Raw genomic sequence first — 18,669 nt, forward strand, 5'->3', positions numbered from 1 at the left:
CACAAGAAGTCTCCCTTTTCTTTTATTTTTATTGGGTGCCGCGAGTCATCCAAATAGCGCAAAGCCACTATTTAGCGATATGACCTGTATACCTGATATCGACTGGGGGTTTTGTAACTAAAGGTAAACGCGACAGCGCGGCGTCGCAGACCAGACGGCGTGATCTACCTGCCGCCCCTAGATCCAGATCATGACTATAGGGTCAAACCCAAACCTGTCGGAAGCCCGTGCCGGGCTTATTCGCAGACAAGTCAGCTCCCACGCCTTGAACTGCGCCCAAAATGTTGGTCGTTGATCAGACCAGCAACGTCCACAAGGCAAAGCCTGCATACCAGACTATCGCTGAGCGCAGCAGCAGTTCCCAGAGCGCATCGAGGCTGGCAACGCCATCGGCGCCCACCACCGGTGCGGGTATTTCGCCCGCTACCCGACCGATTTTCGTGACCAACTGGGCCGCACTGATGTTCCAGTTGAGCAGCTCATGCAGCATCACTCGGGTGACGGCGACAAAGTTGCCGACCAACGCAAAACTGGCGGCCAGCAAACGCACCGGCACCCAATCGAAAGCATGCCGCAATTGCCCGGCACGCTCGATCAATGCAGGGGTTTTCCCGTGTTCAGCGGCCAGGGCCAACAGCCGATAGCTCAGGGCCGCAACCGGGCCAAGCAGGAAATACCAGAAGATCACCGCAAAGAAGCTTTGATAGGCCTGCCACAGCAAATAACCCTGAACGCCTTCGAGCAGTTCCTCGCTGTTATCAGCGACCACCCTCATGTCGCGCTCCGCTACATGGCTGCCAGCCTGTTCGTCGCCTCTGCGCCAGGCATCGCGAAAGGGTCCCAATGCGGCCAACAGGTCGCCGCGCCCCAAGCTGTAGATCAACACCAGCAGGTGCACCGGAAACGCCAGCCAGCCATACGCCACCGACTGCAGCACAATCAACACCAGCGCCAGCAGCAACACCGGCAACAGCACCATCAACGCCAGGATCAGCCAGGGCCGGGTGCTCATGCGTGGGCCGGCTTCCATTTTGGCCAACTCCCGCAGCCACACGCCGTCACGCTGAACGCGCTGACGCAGGGCCGAAAACTTCTCTATCCAGACTGCCAGCAGTAACACCAGAAAACTCATTACCTGTCCCTCACTTCAATCCTGCAAAGCAGCTCGATAACGCGCCCAGTCAAAACAGGGGCCCGGATCGGTCTTGCGCCCTGGGGCAATATCGCTATGGCCACAGATTCGCTGCGTGGTGATGCTCGAAAACGTCGTCTGCAACTGCCGGGTCAACTCGATCAGCGCAGCATATTGGGCGTCGGTGAACGGCACATCATCGGTGCCCTCCAGCTCGATCCCGATGGAAAAATCATTGCACGTCTCACGCCCTTCGAAGCTGGACACACCGGCATGCCAGGCGCGGTCCAGACAGGAAACAAACTGAGTGACCACCCCGTCTCGCTCGATCAAAAAATGCGCCGACACGCGCAAATCAGCAATACCCGCAAAATAGGGGTGTTCTGTGACATCCAGTTGATTCTGAAAAAACGCCTGAACTTTGCCGGTTTTGAACTGAGCGGGCGGCAAGCTGATGTTGTGGATCACCAGCAGCGAAATTTCAGCGTCGGGTCGCGCATTGAAATTGGGCGACGGGCAGTGATGCGCGCCGTGGCACCAACCGCTTGCGGAGTCCAGCTGCATGAAGGGTTCCCTGAACAGACGAATCGATGGGCACAAGTATGCCCTCGATAAGGGGAAGTGGGGCAGCAATATTCAGTGTCTGAACATGCCTCGCGAATGAGTTCGCGCCCACAGCCTGCACAGAAGGCCTGTGTCAGGCAGACAGGTTAATCGCGCTTGAGCCGGCGCAAATTGCTGATCACCGATTCCAGCGCACGATCAAACAGCAACGCATCGTCCAGCAGGCGGATAGCGCCACGACGAAACTCCACAGCCAGGCCCATGCGGGTCTTTTCCAGGACTTTCATGCCTCTGCGGTTAACAAAAATATAACGGCCCGAGGGCTCAATGATGGTCGCCAGTTTGCAACGCATTGCCTGATCGTCATCTTCTTGCATCTCCACCCAGCAGCCTACCCGCAGCGTGTCGACCTGAAGCAGCGCGACATCGTCATCCGCCAAGCGAACCAAGGGCTCGCCGACCGGTTGTTCACCGGCCGCAAGCAGGACGATCTCCTCAACCACCTGAACCATTTCAGGCGTTGGCTCAGGGGCTGCGAGGTTATCTTCCTGAAGCTCCTGCTGACGTGCGAAGTGCTGAAAGGCCTGCACATGCAAGGCTTCCAGCTGACTGAAAAACTCGCCAGTGGCAAACGGATCGAACGCGGCACTGGTCAGACCGTCACGCAACGACTTGAGTAAACCGGGCACCAGATCCAGTAAGCGCTGGCGAGCATCGGCCTCCGAATGCAACTCGACGCTCCAGATCAGATCGTCCATGGCCGCCAGGCCCGCACTCCACTCCGCTGACTGCTCACCGTGCTTCAGGCAGGTCAACAACAACACCTTGCTCCAGGCTTCCTCCAGCAGGCGCACCACCACCTCGGGCAATGTCTTGCCCAGCAGACGCTGATTCAATTCCTGCTGGACGCGCTGGCGAGCCAACTCGGCCCTGGCGCGACCCTCTTCAGCATCGCGGGTACGCTGTTCCAATAATTCACTGCGCCGACGTTCATCGTTGGTGAACGTCAAGAAGTCCGCGAGCAACTCCGAAAAAATCGCCGGATCATCGACAAAATCATTCAGCAGGCGTTGCACGATGTGTTCGACACGCAGGTATAAGCTGTCGCGCAGATTATCGTCACGCCCGCCCCAGCCCAGCGCGGCTGAAGCGATTTCATTGAGCAGCCGCCGCGCCGGATGGGTGCCGCGACTGAAGAAACTTTTGTCGAGTACCGCGACCTTGAGCATCGGGATTTGTAGCCGCCCGATCAAAGCCTTGAGCGAATCCGGCAAATTGCGGTCATCAAGGATGAACTCGAAGAGCATCGCGATCAGATTGATCACGTCCTCATCCATCACGGCCACGACACGAAACTTGCCGCTTCTCATACTGACCCGGGCCAGCAACTGATCCAGCTGATTACGCAGATCGAAATCATCCTGCGCTTCCGGGGTCGGCACGTACTGTTGCATATGCGACAACAGGCGCAACAGGTCTTGACTGGAAATCGGCTTGGTTTCGCTGTTGGCTTCATTCGGGGGCGTGACGCGGCCGCGCACGAGCAAGAGTAACTCCTGCAATGCCGCAAACACCTCTTGCACGTCCTGTTCGAGTTTCTGACTCGCGCGTATCGAAACAGCCTCTTCAGTGCTCTGGGGCAAACGCACGCTGGCGGTCGCACGGTCAGCGGCACGACGCGCAGGCGCGGCTTTGAGTTCAGGAAGAATGCCGTTGTCGATCAACAACTGGTTGGCTTCGGCGTACAGCTGATCAGCATCGGCCAGTACGTACTTTTCAAACAGCTTGAAGATGATCAGTTTGACCTTGATTTCCACGCCAAGGCTGCGCCCTGCCTGCAAAAAGAAATCGCACAACAAGGCCGGTCCCATAGGGTTGGCTTCGTCGCTCAAACGCTTGGGGATGAGGGTGTTCAAGCGCGTGGTCAACTGGCCCAAGGCAAAGCCATCGCGGCTCAGCACTTTGGAAACCATCGCCTCTACGGCAACCGTCCTTTCCAGATCGTCGTTGTGCACCAATGCCAGCTTGTCGAAGGACACGGGCGGCGCAATGACCGGTTCGTTGACCTCGTATTGCCCCAGACGCAGGAATGCCTCGAAAAACTTGTCGAGAAAGCCGCGCTCGATGCTTTTGCGCTTGAGGCGCAGGTCGCGCATGGCCTCGAAGAAAATATTCTGTTCGGCGTTGTTGTGCGCCCGATCCGCCATTTCGAACAACGTGTCGTCAGCGTTATCGAACAAGGTTTGCAGCGCTTCCTTGAGTTGCTGCGCGGCTTTATCGCGGACTTGCAAGAGCACGACGGGCAGCCTGGCCAGCGACGAACTCGCCGCTTGCTCAGGGGTTACCTTATTCAACGGCACCACTTTTCCGTCGTTTTGCATGCAAGCTTCCTCTTGAATACAGTCAAAACCCCTCTGACAGACAAGACGTACAAGCCGTGCCTGTAAAGCGATTTCCTTTAAATTCGATTTACGTCAAAGCCATGACGTCAATTGCAAGGCGGAGTATCTTGCAAAAGATGTCTGTTATGCCAGCGAACTCTTCATCCCGCAGAAAATGACCTGCGCTGAATAGACCGTCAAAAACGTCATCTATCGCACAGCCGTCGATAAAACCGACCAACTGCACGCCAAGGCTTTAGACAAGGGGCGTGTCACGGGGTGGGTTGCGGCGGTGGGGTGCCTTATACTCCGGCCACTTAGAAAGTGGAGCCCGCTATGCCAAATCTACGCCTCGCCCACCTGACTGCCGAAATCGAAGCCAACGTGCGCCGTGCGTTGCTTGAGGACGTTGGCAGTGGCGATATCACCGCCCAATTGATCCCCGCAGAACGCCTCGCCAAAGCCACCATCATCACTCGCGACGCCGCAGTGATCAGTGGCACGGCGTGGGTGGATGCGGTTTTTCGTCAGCTGGACCCCCGCGTTGCCGTGCACTGGCAGGTCACCGATGGTGATCGGGTCAAGCCCAACCAAACGTTGTTCAACCTCGAAGGCCCCGCGCGGTCATTGCTCACCGGCGAACGCAGCGCGCTGAACTTTCTGCAAATGCTGTCCGGCGTTGCGACGTGCGCCCAGTTCTACGCGGACAAAGTCGCCGACACCCAGGTCAAGCTGCTGGACACCCGTAAAACCTTGCCGGGCCTGCGCCTGGCCCAAAAGTACGCCGTCACCTGCGGCGGCTGCCATAACCACCGCATTGGCCTGTTCGACGCCTTCCTGATCAAGGAAAACCACATCGCGGCCTGCGGCGGCATTGCCCAAGCCATCAGCGCCGCCCGTAAAATCGCCCCCGGCAAGCCGGTGGAAGTCGAAGTCGAAAGCCTCGACGAACTCAACCAGGCCCTCGCTGCCGGTGCTGACATCATCATGCTCGACGAACTGAGCCTGGACGACATGCGCGAAGCCGTCCGCCTCACCGCCGGCCGCGCCAAACTCGAAGCCAGCGGCGGCATCAACGACACCACTCTGCTGCCGATTGCCGAAACCGGCGTCGACTACATCTCCATTGGTGCGCTGACCAAGGACGTAAAAGCCGTGGACCTGTCGATGCGTTTGAGCCTCTGACGTTTTGCCAGAACATGAAAAAGCCCGATCAGTGATCGGGCTTTTTTTGACGCTGGTGCCGAAAATAGGAATCGAACCTACGACCTTCGCGTTACGAGTGCGCTGCTCTACCGGACTGAGCTATTTCGGCGATACAGACTCGATAATAAGGCCAAGACCAAGCAGATGCATGCCAATTTAACCTAAGAAAGGCGAATCAAGCGCCTTTTTTGAAACAAGCTATCAGCCCGCTTTACACAGCGCAGGAACTGCACTCGAGCAACCACCGCTTACGGTCCATTTTGTACCAGTAGCATCCGGAGTCAATACATAAGTCTGCGCTTCAAGCAAACTCTCTACTGCATTCGGCGTTACGGTGATAACACCGCCAGAAACCCCGACGCTTTTTACGTACTTTGTGCCAACAGTAGCAGGAATACCGTTCGTTCCAATGTCGCAGTCGGTGACTGCGCCTAGCGTCTGTACACAGACACCGACTGCGGTCTTGTAGCCGTCTGCTACCGATATAACTTCGGAGTACTTGGCTTTCATTGTGTAGCTCTGGTAGGCAGGCAGTGCAACTGCAGCCAAAATACCAATGATCGCTACGACGATCATCAGCTCGATCAGCGTAAAACCTTTCTGTAATTTCATGGGTACTTCTCCATTACGTCAATTTTGTGTTGCTTGATTTATCCAAAAGCACAGCGCGTGCCAACGCCTAATATCCGTTAAAGATAGGCCTATTGACACTCAGCCCATCCAATCGTGGTCCCTAAGCGGGTACAAAGTGACAATTTTCGTCACAAGCACACCCTCTATTTGGCAGCACCGCCCGACTGCGCTATAAACCTCCCACTGTCTGTGTCTGGTGGTTTTATGACTGATGTTGTCCTTACCGGTTTGGCCAAGCAATTAGTGCTGACCAATCTGCTCGACGAAAAAACTGCGCGACAAGCTTATCAACAAGCCCAACGCGACAAGGTTTCGCTGGTCAGCTACCTGGTCCAAAACAAACTGGTAAAAAGCCTGGTGCTGGCTGAGATCGCTTCCGAGCAATTTGGGGTGCCGTTCCTGGACCTGAGCAGCCTGGACAAAGACAGCCTACCCAAAGGCCTGGTCAGCGAAAAGCTGATTCGGCAGCACAACGTGTTGCCGATGTGGCGTCGCGGCAATAAATTGTTCATTGGGATATCCGACCCGACCAATCACCAGGCCGTCACCGACATTCAGTTCAATACCGGACTGACCACCGAAGCCATTTTGGTCGAAGACAACAAGCTCACCGACGCCATCGACAAATTTTTTGACAGCCAGTCCTCCGGGATGAGCGACCTGGCCGATGTCGATCTCGAAGGATTAGACGTTGGGGTTGCTGACGATAAAAAGCAGGACTCTATAGCAGGCCAAGATGCCGACGATGCGCCCGTGGTGCGCTTCGTCAATAAGATGCTGCTGGATGCCATCAAGCTGGGCTCATCAGACTTGCACTTCGAGCCCTACGAAAAATCCTATCGGGTAAGACTGCGCACCGACGGTATTCTCCACGAAGTGGCCAAGCCACCGATCCACTTGGCCAACCGAATCGCAGCGCGCTTGAAGGTGATGGCCGGGCTGGATATTTCCGAGCGGCGCAGGCCACAGGATGGCCGGATCAAGCTGCGCATTTCAAAAACCAAATCGATCGACTTTCGGGTCAACACCCTGCCGACCCTCTGGGGTGAAAAGGTAGTGATGCGAATCCTTGACTCGTCCAGCGCGCAAATGGGCATTGACGCCCTTGGCTACGAACCCGAGCAAAAAGCACTGTACCTGGAGGCGCTAAAACAGCCACAAGGCATGATTCTGGTCACTGGCCCCACGGGCTCGGGTAAAACCGTTTCGCTGTACACCGGTCTGAACATCCTCAATACCGAAGACATCAACATTTCCACCGCGGAAGACCCGGTGGAGATCAACCTGGAAGGCATCAACCAGGTCAACGTCAACCCGAAACAGGGGATGGATTTCGCCCAGGCGTTGCGTGCGTTTCTGCGTCAGGACCCGGACGTGATCATGGTCGGCGAAATCCGCGATCTAGAGACGGCTGAAATTGCGATCAAGGCCTCGCAGACCGGGCACATGGTCATGTCCACGTTGCACACTAACAGCGCAGCTGAAACCCTGACCCGCCTGCAGCATATGGGTGTAGCGGGGTTCAATATCGCGACCGCGATCAACTTAATCATCGCTCAACGCCTGGCCCGTAAACTCTGTACCCATTGCAAGAAAGAAATCGATATTCCGCGTGAAACCCTGATCAAGGAAGGCTTTCCTCCTGAACGCATCGGCAGCTTCAAGATTTATGCACCGGTCGGTTGCGAGCACTGCAATGGCGGTTACAAGGGCCGTATCGGGATTTACGAAGTGGTTAAAAACACGCCAGCCCTGTCACGGATTATCATGGAGGAAGGTAACTCCATGGATATCGCAATCCAGATGCGTAAAGATGGCTTTAATGATCTGCGCACCTCCGGCCTGATGAAGGCCATGCAGGGCATCACCAGTCTTGAAGAAATCAACCGCGTGACCAAGGACTAAACATGGCAACAACAGCAGTCAAAGTCAGTGTTTACGCTTGGGAAGGTATCGACAGGAAAGGCACCAAACTGAAGGGCGAATTGAGTGGGCACAACCCTGCGCTGATCAGGGCTCAATTGCGCAAACAAGGTATCACCCCGAGCAAGGTACGCAAAAAATCCACTTCGATTTTTAGTGCCGGAAAAAAAATAAAACCGCTGGATATCGCCCTGTTTACCCGACAGATGTCGACCATGATGAAAGCCGGTGTTCCATTGCTGCAGTCTTTCGACATCATCGGTGAGGGGTTTGATAACCCTAATATGCGAAAACTGGTGGAAGAGGTGAAACAGGAAGTAGCTGCGGGTAACAGTTTTGCCTCGGCGCTGCGCAAAAAACCACAATATTTCGACGATCTTTACTGCAGCCTTGTTGACGCAGGGGAGCAGGCAGGCGCGCTAGAGACTTTGTTGGAGAGGGTCGCGACCTACAAAGAGAAAACCGAAGCCCTGAAAGCCAAAATCAAAAAAGCCATGACCTACCCCATCGCAGTATTGGTCGTAGCCTTGATGGTATCGGCGATTCTACTGATCAAAGTGGTGCCGCAGTTTCAATCGGTGTTTGCTGGTTTCGGTGCAGAATTACCGGCGTTCACTCTGATGGTGATAGGCCTGTCCCAGATCCTGCAGGATTGGTGGTGGATCGTCATTGCCGCTGTTGTCGCAGCCATATTGGGTTTCAAATATGCTTTTAAACACTCGCAGCAATTTCGCGACGGGCTGGACAGGGGCCTATTGAAACTACCGATCATTGGGCCACTTATTTATAAATCGTCGGTCGCCCGATACGCCCGCACGCTGTCCACTACATTTGCCGCTGGCGTGCCCTTGGTCGAAGCGCTGGACTCAGTCGCAGGCGCGACAGGTAATGTTGTATTCAAGAACGCGGTCAACAAAGTCAAACAGGATGTATCCACGGGCATGCAATTGAATTTTTCCATGCGCAGCACGGGCGTTTTCCCCACCTTGGCGATTCAGATGACGGCTATCGGCGAAGAGTCAGGCTCCCTGGACAACATGCTCGACAAGGTCGCGACTTATTACGAAGAGGAAGTCGACAACATGGTCGACAACATGACCAGCCTGATGGAGCCCTTCATCATGGTGGTTCTCGGCGTCGTTGTTGGCGGCCTGGTCGTCGCGATGTACCTTCCTATTTTCAAGCTCGGCTCTGTGGTCTAAACATGCCCCTCCTCGACTTCCTGGCCAGCTCACCGCTGGCCTTTGTTTTATCCACCCTGACTCTGGGCCTTCTGATCGGTAGCTTTCTCAACGTCGTCATCTACCGCCTGCCAAAAATGCTCGAACGCGACTGGAAAATTCAGGCTCGGGAAGTATTGGCGTTACCCGCGGAACCCGTCGGCGAAACGTTCAACCTGATGCTGCCTCACTCCCGGTGCCCGCAGTGCGCGCACACGATTCGTGCCTGGGAAAACCTGCCGGTGATCAGCTATCTGTTCTTGGGCGGTAAATGCTCGGGCTGCAAGGCGCCGATCAGCAAGCGTTACCCCTTGGTTGAGCTGACCTGTGGCGTGCTCTCGGGGTTTATCGCCTGGCATTTCGGCTTTGGCTGGCCGGCGGCGGCGATGTTGGTGTTGAGCTGGGGCTTGCTGGCGATGAGCCTGATCGATGCGGATCACCAACTGTTGCCCGATGCACTGGTGCTGCCGCTGTTGTGGCTGGGGTTGATCGCGAACGCCTTTGGGCTGTTCACAAGCCTGCATGACGCCTTGTGGGGCGCAGTGGCCGGTTACATGAGCCTGTGGCTGGTGTTTTGGCTGTTCAAACTGGTCACGGGCAAGGAAGGCATGGGTTACGGTGACTTCAAGTTGCTGGCAATGCTGGGCGCCTGGGGTGGCTGGCAGATTCTGCCGTTGACGATTCTCCTGTCGTCGCTGGTGGGCGCGGTGCTCGGCCTGATTATGCTGCGGTTGCGCAATGCCACGACCAGCACACCGATCCCCTTTGGTCCCTATCTGGCGATTGCAGGGTGGATTGCTTTGCTCTGGGGTGGTCAAATAACCGCCTCCTACATGCAGTTTGCCGGTTTCAAATGACCAACCCTGCTTTCAAACCCTGGATTCTTGGCCTTACCGGCGGCATCGGTAGCGGCAAAAGCGCTGCGGCGCAGCACTTTATCGACCTCGGCGTTCATTTAGTGGATGCCGACAATGCCGCGCGCTGGGTGGTTGAACCCGGCCGCCCAGCCCTGGCGAAGATCGTCGAGCATTTCGGCGCCCAGGTGCTGCAGGCCAATGGCGAGCTGGATCGCAGCGCATTGCGCAGGCTGATTTTTCAGGACCCCGAGCAGCGCCGCTGGCTGGAAACGTTGCTCCATCCGCTGATAGGCCAGGAAATCATCAGTTACCTGGCACGCGCCGAATCGCCCTATGCAATTCTGGTGTCACCGCTGCTGGTGGAGTCTGGTCAGTACAAGATGACTCAGCGCGTGCTGGTCATTGATGCCCCGGAGCAGTTGCAGATCCAGCGCACGATGCAGCGCGACAGCACCAGCGAGGAACAGGTGCAAGCCATTCTCAAGGCTCAAGCCAGCCGCGAGCAGCGCCTGAGTCACGCCGATGACGTGCTGATCAACGACCGCGATCCCGCGTGGCTGAAGAGCGAGGTCGAGCGCCTGCATCACTTTTATTTAACCTTGCGTGGAGGCCAACCATGAGCAAACCTTTGACCATCGACTGCCCAACCTGCGGCGCGCCCGTGGAATGGGGCACTGCCAGCCCGTTTCGCCCCTTCTGCTCTGATCGCTGCAAGCTGATCGACCTGGGCGCTTGGGCTGCAGGAGAAAATGCGATCCCTGTCAGCCCGGATGCCGAAGACGAACTGTTTTCCGGCGACTTGCCGTCACACGACCATTGATCAAGCGCGACAGCTGATGACCCCCATCAGCTGTCGCCTTTGCGCGGCCCGTCATCGTTCCACGGCGCTTGCAGGTAACGGGTTCGATTGAACGTTTCGAGCCATTCGGGACAAAAAACAACCAACGCACTGATCACGATACCGTTGATGAACGCCTCGGGGAAAATGATCAACCACAGGTAGCCGGCAAAATCCTCCAGCCACTCGGGCATGGCGAACAGGCCGTCGAACCACAGCACACCAAGCCCCAGCAGCAGGCAAAACAAGGCCGACAATGCCGCAGCAAAAAAACCCGAGCAGAAGATGTACACAAAAGGGTTTTTCGGTTGCGCCCGCTCCACCACTACCGCGCAGGTTTCGGTCACGAGCACCGGCAACACAATCAGGAGCAGGCCATTCACCCCCAGAGCCGCAAGATCCTGCCGCCCCAGCGCCAGCAAACCCAGTTGCGCCACCAGCCCACCGACAATTGCCAGCGGCCAATCGAGCAGCAAGGTCACCGCAGTCATGCCAATGAAGTGGTACGACACACCGGTATCGAAATCACGCCGCACCAGCCATAGCAGAAACAACGCGAAGACGGTCCCGAACAGCAGGTGTTGGCGGCGGCTGTCGGTAAACAGCTCGACCCACGGCGAACGCCATACCGCCCACAACAGCACAGGCAGATAGAGTAGCCAGCCAACGGTCATGGTTTCCGTGGACAGGACCTGCGCGCTGATCATGGCTGATCAAGCGCCTTGCGCAACTCATCAGCCGTGCTGAATTGCTGTTCTTTGACCAGCCGCCCGTTATGCAATTGCAGCCACAGCACTTTGTCGGGGTCACCGGTATAACGCGGCACGACCCGCGCTTCGCGATCAAGCATGACCCGGTAGGAATAAGCGCGCATGGCGGGCACCGCGAACAGCTTGGCGACCAAGGCTGGCATCTTCTCGATATCGGCAACGAACACGGTATTGCGCGCTTCCAAGTAGCCCTTGGGTTTGCCCTGCAAAGCGGCATTCACCAGCTTGGCGGCGCCCATGCTCCGAGCAACCAACAAGGTTTGCGCCTGGTCATTCAAGGTGTAGGCCTGATCGAACTGATCCAGCAGCGTCCATGGGGCCACCTGCTCCCCGACTTCAAGCGCCTGTGCACCCAATGGCAAAAGACAGAGCATTAAAACTGGCCAAAATTTCACCCGACGTTCTCCTCTGGTACCGGTTTAATTCTTGCTCGCAGTCTACACCGACGCCGTGGCGCCAAACTCAATGCATTCGTAGACCTGAACGCAAACATACCGCTCAGTCAGGTATTTTGCATTGACCTGCGGAGTTACAGCGCCTGGCGCCTTCAGGGTGAGGTAACCATGCAAGATGTGGCCGCAATACGCTGAATAGCTTATAGGCGATCAAAAGTACTGGTCGCAAAAGAGGCCAGGCCAAGGGCGCAGCCCATCGACCAAGGCCTGCGGCGCGCCAACTCCATAACGTGGCGTCGATACCTGTCAGCCAGGTGCCGTTGGCAGTGCGCGCATGAAGCCGATTGCGCAACGCGTTTACATCTCGATCAAGGCCGCTCGCGTCGAACTCAGGCGCGCTGATATCAATCAGTATCAACCGGGCCGGATCGGCATGACGCCGCAGCCAGGCAACCTCTCGAGCGCATAACGGACAATCCCCATCGACATAGAGCGCCAGTGGCAGAGTCGGCGCCCCGCAAAATGCTTTAGTCCTCATTACAGCTCTCCTCATCTGTACCGACAGGCCGTCAGGCAATAATTCACAGGGGTGCACCGCGACTGTCACACCGCAAAATCTTGTACACGACCATCAACGAACCATCAATATGTACAAGTATATTCGCTATTATCGAGAGATTAACGCCAAATAATTGTACGTAGTGCTATTTTTCGTATAAGTTTTTATCCAGAGGGCAGTTGGCAAGGTGTCGTACTGGTCAGGTACCCAGCACTGCGTCGCTGCCCTCCTCTTGTCATCAACCTCAAGCGAACATCCCGCTGACTGCGGCGCCACCGTAGCCCCGACACCTCCGAGTCCAGCCCCCTTCATGAATTTTCAACATTATAAAGACGCTTACCCAAGGCCAAGCCTGCAAGGACTACATTCAATGAATGACCAACTGCCTGATCAGTACCGCGAGATTCTCTCGAGTATTGGCGAAAACCCTGAGAGGGAAGGCTTGCGCGATACCCCCAAGCGTGCGGCCAAGGCCATGCAATACCTGTGTAACGGCTATGGCAAAAGCCTTGAGACCGTGGTCAACGGCGCACTCTTCAGTTCTTCAAGCGATGAAATGGTGATCGTCCAGGACATCGAGCTCTACTCGCTGTGCGAGCACCATCTACTGCCTTTCATCGGCAAGGCACACGTGGCCTACATTCCCACGGGCAAGGTTCTGGGACTCTCGAAAGTCGCACGCATCGTTGACATGTATGCGCGGCGTTTGCAGATCCAGGAAAACCTGACCCGGCAGATTGCCGAGGCCATTCAAGAGGTCACCCGTGCCGCCGGTGTAGCGGTGGTGATCGAGGCCAAGCACATGTGCATGATGATGCGCGGGGTGGAAAAGCAGAACTCGGTGATGAACACATCGGTCATGCTGGGCGCATTCCGAGAGTCCAGCACGACTCGTCAAGAGTTCCTGCAGTTGATAGGACGGCACAAGTAAGTACTCAGGCTTCGAGTAGCTGCACCTGCCCCGTCATATTGGTTTGGTTGAAGACCTGTTGGTGGCGTTCGCCAACAAGAGCAACCGCTGAAAACCTGCCGGCTTTCAGGCGGCAGAGTTATCCGTCAGCGCACAACAACCGTCAGCCGTCGTTTACAGGTACCAGCGGTATTCCCGCGCATTGATTTCTTGCATGAAGGCCAAGTGGTCCTGGCGTTTATTCTCGCAGTAGACGTCGACAAACTCCGCGCCCAGGCCCTCGCGGATCCGTGGTTCGTCTTGCATGGCACGCACTGCGTCGAGTATTTCCAGCGGAAAGTCGATGCCGCTGCTGCGGTCTTCGTTGAGTGGCGCGATGGGTTCATGGCCGTTAGCCAAGCCGTTCTCCAGCCCGATCAGGATCGCCGCCAGAACCAGATAAGGGTTGGCGTCGGCGCTGGCCAGACGGTATTCGATTCGCAGGTTCTGCGGGTCCGACTCGGGAATCCGCACACAGGCATCGCGATCCTCAAAACCCCAGCTGGCCCGCGTCGCTGCGTTCACTGTGCCGCCCAGACGGCGAAAGGCATTCTGGTTAGGTGCGAAGATCGGCATGCAATGGGGTAGCAGCTCCAGGCAACCGGCCACCGCATGACGCAGCGCTTGCTGTTGGTTGGCTGCCAGCAGGTTATTGCCCTTCTCATCGTAGAGGCTGACATGTACGTGCATGCCACTGCCCGGGTGCTGCAAATACGGCTTGGCCATGAAGCTGGCGCGGTAGCCATGCTTGAGGGCGACACCGCGAGTGCTGCGGCAAAACAGCGCCGCCCAGTCGGCGGCACGCAGACCGTCATCAAGGTGACCAAAATTGATCTCGAATTGACCCGGCCCCAGCTCGGCCGTGATCACCGTGGTGTCGATGCCCTGGGCCAGCGCCGTCTCGACCATGTCATCGAGCACCGGAGCAAACCGCGACAAGCGTTCGATGTGCATATTCGGCTGATCATCGGCATCGTCCGTCAACAGATCGCGTGGGAACTGTGGCTGTCCATCGCGCAGCTGTTTATCGAACAAATAGAACTCCAGTTCGAAGGCCACCACAGGGTGAATACCCTTGCTGCGCAGGCGATCCAGCACCTGTGCCAGGACTTCACGCGGTTCGAACTCGATAGGCGCCTCGGTGCCATCGGAGGTAATCAACATCTGCCCCAAGGGTTGTGCTTCCCAGCTCACTGGCTTGAGTGTGCCGGGCACCAGACGGCGGCGGGCATCCGGGTCGCCGTCGTTGAAGCAGTAGTCGCCAATCTTGAACAGCCCGCCCTGGACACCCAGCAGCACGCAGTTCTGCGGCAGTTTAAGGGCGCTGCCCGCAGCCACTTTCTCAAGCATATCCAGCGGATATCGCTTGCCGTAAAAATGCCCGGGAATGTCCAGGGAAATCAGGTCGACGTAACGCACCTCGGGGTAGCGTTGACGAAAAGCACGAACCTCGGCCAGCAGATCAGAGCATGCAGCATCCATCGTTGTTCTTCCTTTGATTTTTGTCGGTGTTGTCAGGTGTAAACCCAGAGAACCCGGGTGAGCTGATCCGTGAGGTTGCCGTAGCGACAATGGGCATGGCTGGCCAGTTGAAAACTGTCGCCGGGGTACAAGGTGACCGGCTCCTCCTCATCCTTCAGCCACAGCGTCAATTCGCCTTCCAGGACATAGCCACCCTGCTCGGAGCTGTCGCTCAAGTGCCGCTCGCCACTGCTGGCACCCGCCTCCAGTCGGCTTTCGAGCATGGAGAAGGCGGCCTTCATCTTCGGCGAGACCAAAATGTCGGTAATCCCGTTGGCGAAATACAGCGTGCGTCGCTCATCCGGCCGGGTAACCCAAGGCAATTCCTTGAGTTTTGGCAAACTGTAAAAATAGGTGGTCGGTACCCCTAAGGTTTCACTGATCGCCGTCAAATCAGCCACCGTGGGCCGTGACAAACCACGCTCGACTTGCGAGAGAAAGCCGACGGAACGGCCGATTTTGTCTGCCAGTTCTTTCAGGGTGTATTTCTTGTGCTTGCGTAAATCGTGAATAAGGATCGCCAAGGCAGCGATTTCTTCTTGCTTGTTCATGCCAGGCGCTCCAAAGAATGACTCATCAAATGCTATCGCGCAGTCGATACCAGGCCTTGCCGATCGCCTCCAGGGGCGCTGCCAGGTATTTACCGCCGGGAAAGCTGCCATTACTGAGTCCTTGGTACAAGGCCAGGCCATCCGGCTGACCAAGAATCGCGTCGGACACGGCGCGGGCGCCTGCGAGTGTCGGGAGCACACCATGCCCTGAATAGCCCTGCAGCCAGTAGAGGTCACCGCGCCGTCCGATATCCGGGGTGCGCTTGAGGGTGAGGTCAATATGCCCTCCCCAGGCAAACTCCAACCCGACGTCCTTAAGCTGCGGGAAGACCCGCTGCAGATAAGGCCGGGTCGCGGCTGCGATGTCCTTCGGCATCCCGCCCAGATAGGTGCAGCCACCTCCGAACAGCAGACGGTTATCCGGCGTGCGACGAAAATAATCGAGGACGAACTGGTTATCGGTGACACAGACATTACTCGGTAACAGCGCGGTGGCCTGCTCCGCTGTCAGCGGCACGGTGGCCACCTGATAGGTACCTACTGGCAACACACGACTGGCCAGCTGCGGATCAAGCTGATCGAGATAGGCATTGCAGGCCAGCACCAGCACATCCGCCCGAATGCGCCCGCGCTCAGTGGTCACCAGGTACTGATTGCCTTCTTTGCGATAGCTCAACGCTTTGCTTTGCTCATGGATGCAGCCGCCAGCACGCTCTATGGCTGCGGCCAGACCGAGCGCCAGTTTCAGCGGATTCAGATGCCCGCCTTCGGGGTCGAACAAGCCCGCCTGATAACGCTCGCTGGCGACCCATTGCGACAACTCCGCTCGCGGAATGAATCGCAAACCGTCGTGCCCCCACTTGTGGCTGGCCTCACGCTGCCATTCGGTCAGCAGGCTTACCCGCCGTGGCAGGACCGACGTCCACAAATGGCCAGCGCGGTAATCGCAATCGAAGTCATGGCGCGCGGGTAACTCACGCAACTCCTGCGCAGCCCAACGCATGCTGTCCCACAGCCACCGCGCACGCTCATAGCCAAGCGCAGCCTCTAATGGCGGCATATCACAGGACCAACCGAGAATCGCTTGACCACCATTGCGCCCCGAGGCCGCCCAGGCAACCCGACTGGCCTCCAGCAACGTCACACGCTTGCCCGCCAGGGCCAGGCGCAAGGCCGTATGCAAACCACTGAACCCGGCGCCAATGATCAGCACCTCAGTGCTTTGTTCACCTTCCAGCGCGGGTCGTGTCGACAGGCTATCAACGCAACTGTGTGCGTAATAGCTGGCAACGTGCTGGGTCGATTGCTGAAACATGCAGGCGCCTGTGAAATTATTATTTGATAATTTCATGAAAAACTACCACTTAAATTTCACAGATGCAACTTTCCACTCCATCCACTCAAGCAACCTCTCCGAATCCGGGCCCTGAAGGCGGATGAGCCTCAAACCTTTGCCGTGAACCTGATGCCACATGTAGGGGTTATTCAGTAAAAAGTCTGAAAGACTCTATTTTTCAGGACCTAAATGAACGCTAAGCTTGGTTCATGGATGACTCAGATTATTTACGCCTGCTTACGATCCAGGCCGAACAAGCCAACACGTTCCTCTCCAATGCGCGTAAGTGGGAGCGTGAGCGTTGGGTTTGCCAGCGTTTGCTGCAAGGCCTGAATATCACGCACCGCAATGAAGACTTCACCCCGGCCGGGCAGGAACCGCCAGACGTGCTGTTTCGCGATGCGAGTTTCGAAGTGTTTTTTGTTCTCGATGAAGGCCGTCGGCTTAACGACGAATGGCGCGAAGAGTTACAGCGACGGCGCAGTGCGTTTTCGTTGAGCCAACTGGTGCGGCGTGAGGCGAAACCCAAGCGCATCGCAGCCCATGAGTTATTGCAGCGCCTTGCACCCACCTTGCGTAAAAAAGCACACAACTACCGCGAACGCGGGTTGGATCTGGGCGAACTGGACATCATTGCTTTCGCCAGCCTCAAACGTGAAGTGCTCGACCTGAACAGTCACTTTCCGCCGCCCACGGAATACCTGCGCCAAGGCTGGCGCTCGTTATCATTGGTCGGCCCGACCTTCGCCCGCGTACTGTTCGCGCACCCGGATGCACCGGATTTCCTGCGAACCAATCTAGGTCGCAGTGTCGTTTTCGATGTTGGAATCAGCTTATGAACCCGTTACAGACCAGCCCACTGCAAGCACTGCTGGCGGATGTCCCTCAACAGGGCTTGGTACGCTGGATCGGCGTACGCCCCGAATCCCGTGTCGACATGATCGAGCTTGAAGCGGTGGAAGCACGCCGCGAGGCGGGCCTGACGGGCGATCATTCGCGGCCAGGCCCGCGTAACGCACGCCAGGTGACGCTGATCCAGTGGGAACATCTGGCGGTGGTCAGCTCGTTAATGAGCCGCACCGAGAAAAACCCCATCGTGCCGCAAGACCTGCGGCGCAATCTGGTGATCAGCGGCATCAATCTGTTCAGCCTCAAGGGACGGCGCTTCAAAGTCGGCCAGGCGATTCTGGAAACCACCGGCTGGTGCCAACCCTGCGCCCGGCTTGAACAGCGCTTGGGACATGGCACCTTCCAGGCCTTACGTGGCCACGGCGGAATCACTGCACGGGTGCTGCAAAGCGGGATCATTCGCCTGGACGACGCCCTGTGCATCGAACCCCTTTAGATCATTCGTGCCTGACGCCAAGAGAGTCCGGTTTTCACGACTAGACTTCCATTCATGTGTTTTCACCGACCGAATGAGGCTCAAATGACCAGCCGCCTGAACCCTGAAGATCAACAACGCGTCGAAGAGTACCTGCGAACACCCGTGCACACCGTCGAGCGCAGGCCTTTCAGGCCGTGGCTGCTCCTTGCTGTGGTGCTGATCGTAGTGATTGGTCTGGGCCTGTTGAGCCGCTTGTTGAGTTATCTGACGCTATGAGCCAGCCCTATCAACATCAGAAAAGCACTAATCCCTTGTAGGAGCTGACTTGTCTGCGAACAAGCCCGGCACGGGCTTCCGACAGGCTCGGGTTTGACCCTATAGCCATGATCTGGATCGAGGGGCGACAGGTAGACCGCGTTGAATGGTCTTCGCTGACGAGTCAGCTCCTTGTATCTCGACTATCGCTTTTCAACGAGCGATAGTTCTCGACTGATCATCGGGGGAGGA

At 56.9% G+C, this 18,669-nt stretch carries 20 protein-coding genes and 1 tRNA gene; 10 read left to right on the forward strand and 11 right to left on the reverse strand.

Features of this window, described 5'->3' with window-relative positions; all coding sequences use genetic code 11:
• Positions 1 to 295: 295 nt before the first annotated feature.
• The 3 genes from ampE to K0F75_RS13360 all read right to left on the reverse strand — a co-directional run bounded on the left by ampE (position 296) and on the right by K0F75_RS13360 (position 4,077).
• On the reverse strand, positions 296 to 1,132 hold the full coding sequence (gene ampE, locus K0F75_RS13350; protein WP_219062326.1) for a regulatory signaling modulator protein AmpE: 837 nt from the start codon (positions 1,130 to 1,132) through the stop codon (positions 296 to 298).
• Between the two features lie 15 nt (positions 1,133 to 1,147).
• Positions 1,148 to 1,696 carry a 1,6-anhydro-N-acetylmuramyl-L-alanine amidase AmpD gene (gene ampD, locus K0F75_RS13355; RefSeq protein WP_219062327.1) on the reverse strand — a complete coding sequence of 183 codons (549 nt, stop codon included), beginning with the start codon at positions 1,694 to 1,696 and terminating at the stop codon, positions 1,148 to 1,150.
• Positions 1,697 to 1,842: 146 nt separating this feature from the next.
• Positions 1,843 to 4,077 (reverse strand): DUF1631 domain-containing protein, encoded by a 2,235-nt coding sequence (locus K0F75_RS13360; RefSeq protein WP_219062328.1) that lies wholly within the window; start codon positions 4,075 to 4,077, stop codon positions 1,843 to 1,845.
• A gap of 336 nt (positions 4,078 to 4,413) precedes the next feature.
• On the opposite strand from K0F75_RS13360, the gene nadC reads away from it, so the two are divergent.
• Positions 4,414 to 5,262: a carboxylating nicotinate-nucleotide diphosphorylase gene (gene nadC / locus K0F75_RS13365; protein WP_219062329.1), complete on the forward strand. Its 849-nt coding sequence runs from the start codon at positions 4,414 to 4,416 to the stop codon at positions 5,260 to 5,262.
• 53 nt (positions 5,263 to 5,315) lie between these two features.
• Here nadC and K0F75_RS13370 read toward each other — a convergent pair.
• Together K0F75_RS13370 and K0F75_RS13375 are read right to left on the reverse strand one after the other, a co-directional pair.
• Positions 5,316 to 5,392 (reverse strand) — tRNA-Thr (locus K0F75_RS13370).
• 92 nt (positions 5,393 to 5,484) lie between these two features.
• A complete protein-coding gene (locus tag K0F75_RS13375) occupies positions 5,485 to 5,895 on the reverse strand; it encodes a prepilin-type N-terminal cleavage/methylation domain-containing protein (protein ID WP_219062330.1) in 411 nt (136 codons plus the stop codon).
• A 225-nt stretch (positions 5,896 to 6,120) separates the two neighbouring features.
• Here K0F75_RS13375 and pilB point away from each other — a divergent pair, with 225 nt between their 5' ends.
• Genes pilB through yacG form a run of 5 tightly spaced genes read left to right on the forward strand, consistent with a single transcriptional unit; the run spans position 6,121 to position 10,736 of the window.
• On the forward strand, positions 6,121 to 7,821 hold the full coding sequence (pilB, locus tag K0F75_RS13380; RefSeq protein ID WP_219062331.1) for a type IV-A pilus assembly ATPase PilB: 1,701 nt from the start codon (positions 6,121 to 6,123) through the stop codon (positions 7,819 to 7,821).
• Between the two features lie 2 nt (positions 7,822 to 7,823).
• Positions 7,824 to 9,041, forward strand: a complete 1,218-nt coding sequence (locus tag K0F75_RS13385; protein ID WP_219062332.1) for a type II secretion system F family protein — start codon at positions 7,824 to 7,826, stop codon at positions 9,039 to 9,041.
• 2 nt (positions 9,042 to 9,043) lie between these two features.
• Positions 9,044 to 9,916 carry an A24 family peptidase gene (locus K0F75_RS13390; RefSeq protein ID WP_219062333.1) on the forward strand — a complete coding sequence of 291 codons (873 nt, stop codon included), beginning with the start codon at positions 9,044 to 9,046 and terminating at the stop codon, positions 9,914 to 9,916.
• The gene (gene coaE / locus K0F75_RS13395; RefSeq protein ID WP_219062334.1) at positions 9,913 to 10,536 is read left to right on the forward strand and encodes a dephospho-CoA kinase; all 624 of its coding nucleotides are present in this window, start codon (positions 9,913 to 9,915) and stop codon (positions 10,534 to 10,536) included. Before K0F75_RS13390 ends, coaE begins: the two co-directional genes overlap by 4 nt.
• A complete protein-coding gene (gene yacG, locus K0F75_RS13400; RefSeq protein WP_219062335.1) occupies positions 10,533 to 10,736 on the forward strand; it encodes a DNA gyrase inhibitor YacG in 204 nt (67 codons plus the stop codon). Before coaE ends, yacG begins: the two co-directional genes overlap by 4 nt.
• A 26-nt stretch (positions 10,737 to 10,762) precedes the next feature.
• Here the strand turns inward: yacG and K0F75_RS13405 are convergent, their stop codons facing one another.
• The 3 genes from K0F75_RS13405 to K0F75_RS13415 form a co-directional block, all read right to left on the reverse strand.
• Entirely contained in the window at positions 10,763 to 11,461 is a 699-nt protein-coding gene (locus tag K0F75_RS13405) for an energy-coupling factor ABC transporter permease (protein WP_219062336.1), read from the reverse strand.
• A complete protein-coding gene (locus K0F75_RS13410; RefSeq protein ID WP_219062337.1) occupies positions 11,458 to 11,919 on the reverse strand; it encodes a hypothetical protein in 462 nt (153 codons plus the stop codon). The genes K0F75_RS13405 and K0F75_RS13410 overlap by 4 nt, the downstream gene beginning before the upstream one ends.
• Positions 11,920 to 12,022: 103 nt before the next feature.
• Positions 12,023 to 12,457, reverse strand: a complete 435-nt coding sequence (locus K0F75_RS13415; RefSeq protein WP_219062338.1) for a thiol-disulfide oxidoreductase DCC family protein — start codon at positions 12,455 to 12,457, stop codon at positions 12,023 to 12,025.
• Positions 12,458 to 12,848: 391 nt separating this feature from the next.
• Between K0F75_RS13415 and folE the strand changes: the two genes are divergently transcribed.
• Positions 12,849 to 13,409 (forward strand): GTP cyclohydrolase I FolE, encoded by a 561-nt coding sequence (gene folE / locus K0F75_RS13420; RefSeq protein WP_219062339.1) that lies wholly within the window; start codon positions 12,849 to 12,851, stop codon positions 13,407 to 13,409.
• Positions 13,410 to 13,562: 153 nt separating this feature from the next.
• Here folE and K0F75_RS13425 read toward each other — a convergent pair whose 3' ends face one another.
• Genes K0F75_RS13425 through K0F75_RS13435 form a run of 3 tightly spaced genes read right to left on the reverse strand, consistent with a single transcriptional unit; the run spans position 13,563 to position 16,814 of the window.
• Positions 13,563 to 14,909, reverse strand: a complete 1,347-nt coding sequence (locus K0F75_RS13425; protein WP_219062340.1) for a glutamine synthetase family protein — start codon at positions 14,907 to 14,909, stop codon at positions 13,563 to 13,565.
• Between the two features lie 32 nt (positions 14,910 to 14,941).
• Positions 14,942 to 15,499 carry a helix-turn-helix domain-containing protein gene (locus K0F75_RS13430; protein WP_219062341.1) on the reverse strand — a complete coding sequence of 186 codons (558 nt, stop codon included), beginning with the start codon at positions 15,497 to 15,499 and terminating at the stop codon, positions 14,942 to 14,944.
• A 25-nt stretch (positions 15,500 to 15,524) separates the two neighbouring features.
• A complete protein-coding gene (locus tag K0F75_RS13435; protein ID WP_219062342.1) occupies positions 15,525 to 16,814 on the reverse strand; it encodes an FAD-binding oxidoreductase in 1,290 nt (429 codons plus the stop codon).
• A gap of 230 nt (positions 16,815 to 17,044) precedes the next feature.
• On the opposite strand from K0F75_RS13435, the gene K0F75_RS13440 reads away from it, so the two are divergent.
• From K0F75_RS13440 to K0F75_RS13450, 3 genes are all read left to right on the forward strand, one after another.
• Positions 17,045 to 17,674, forward strand: coding sequence for a DUF1780 domain-containing protein (locus K0F75_RS13440; protein WP_219062343.1), 630 nt, complete (start codon positions 17,045 to 17,047; stop codon positions 17,672 to 17,674).
• A complete protein-coding gene (locus tag K0F75_RS13445; protein ID WP_219062344.1) occupies positions 17,671 to 18,180 on the forward strand; it encodes an MOSC domain-containing protein in 510 nt (169 codons plus the stop codon). The genes K0F75_RS13440 and K0F75_RS13445 overlap by 4 nt, the downstream gene beginning before the upstream one ends.
• A gap of 84 nt (positions 18,181 to 18,264) precedes the next feature.
• Positions 18,265 to 18,438, forward strand: a complete 174-nt coding sequence (locus K0F75_RS13450) for a DUF3094 family protein (protein ID WP_219062345.1) — start codon at positions 18,265 to 18,267, stop codon at positions 18,436 to 18,438.
• Positions 18,439 to 18,669 lie beyond the last annotated feature (231 nt).

It is taken from the genome of Pseudomonas sp. UMAB-08 (genome assembly GCF_900095225.1).
GTDB lineage: Bacteria > Pseudomonadota > Gammaproteobacteria > Pseudomonadales > Pseudomonadaceae > Aquipseudomonas.

Bases quoted from the DNA above. Each gene is read 5' to 3' on its own strand.
- ampE (WP_219062326.1), bottom strand. From the start codon at position 1,132: ATGAGTTTTCTGGTGTTACTGCTGGCAGTCTGGATAGAGAAGTTTTCG.
- ampD (WP_219062327.1), bottom strand. From the start codon at position 1,696: ATGCAGCTGGACTCCGCAAGCGGTTGGTGCCACGGCGCGCATCACTGC.
- K0F75_RS13360 (WP_219062328.1), bottom strand. From the start codon at position 4,077: ATGCAAAACGACGGAAAAGTGGTGCCGTTGAATAAGGTAACCCCTGAG.
- nadC (WP_219062329.1), top strand. From the start codon at position 4,414: ATGCCAAATCTACGCCTCGCCCACCTGACTGCCGAAATCGAAGCCAAC.
- K0F75_RS13375 (WP_219062330.1), bottom strand. From the start codon at position 5,895: ATGAAATTACAGAAAGGTTTTACGCTGATCGAGCTGATGATCGTCGTA.
- pilB (WP_219062331.1), top strand. From the start codon at position 6,121: ATGACTGATGTTGTCCTTACCGGTTTGGCCAAGCAATTAGTGCTGACC.
- K0F75_RS13385 (WP_219062332.1), top strand. From the start codon at position 7,824: ATGGCAACAACAGCAGTCAAAGTCAGTGTTTACGCTTGGGAAGGTATC.
- K0F75_RS13390 (WP_219062333.1), top strand. From the start codon at position 9,044: ATGCCCCTCCTCGACTTCCTGGCCAGCTCACCGCTGGCCTTTGTTTTA.
- coaE (WP_219062334.1), top strand. From the start codon at position 9,913: ATGACCAACCCTGCTTTCAAACCCTGGATTCTTGGCCTTACCGGCGGC.
- yacG (WP_219062335.1), top strand. From the start codon at position 10,533: ATGAGCAAACCTTTGACCATCGACTGCCCAACCTGCGGCGCGCCCGTG.
- K0F75_RS13405 (WP_219062336.1), bottom strand. From the start codon at position 11,461: ATGATCAGCGCGCAGGTCCTGTCCACGGAAACCATGACCGTTGGCTGG.
- K0F75_RS13415 (WP_219062338.1), bottom strand. From the start codon at position 12,457: ATGAGGACTAAAGCATTTTGCGGGGCGCCGACTCTGCCACTGGCGCTC.
- folE (WP_219062339.1), top strand. From the start codon at position 12,849: ATGAATGACCAACTGCCTGATCAGTACCGCGAGATTCTCTCGAGTATT.
- K0F75_RS13425 (WP_219062340.1), bottom strand. From the start codon at position 14,909: ATGGATGCTGCATGCTCTGATCTGCTGGCCGAGGTTCGTGCTTTTCGT.
- K0F75_RS13430 (WP_219062341.1), bottom strand. From the start codon at position 15,499: ATGAACAAGCAAGAAGAAATCGCTGCCTTGGCGATCCTTATTCACGAT.
- K0F75_RS13435 (WP_219062342.1), bottom strand. From the start codon at position 16,814: ATGTTTCAGCAATCGACCCAGCACGTTGCCAGCTATTACGCACACAGT.
- K0F75_RS13440 (WP_219062343.1), top strand. From the start codon at position 17,045: ATGGATGACTCAGATTATTTACGCCTGCTTACGATCCAGGCCGAACAA.
- K0F75_RS13445 (WP_219062344.1), top strand. From the start codon at position 17,671: ATGAACCCGTTACAGACCAGCCCACTGCAAGCACTGCTGGCGGATGTC.
- K0F75_RS13450 (WP_219062345.1), top strand. From the start codon at position 18,265: ATGACCAGCCGCCTGAACCCTGAAGATCAACAACGCGTCGAAGAGTAC.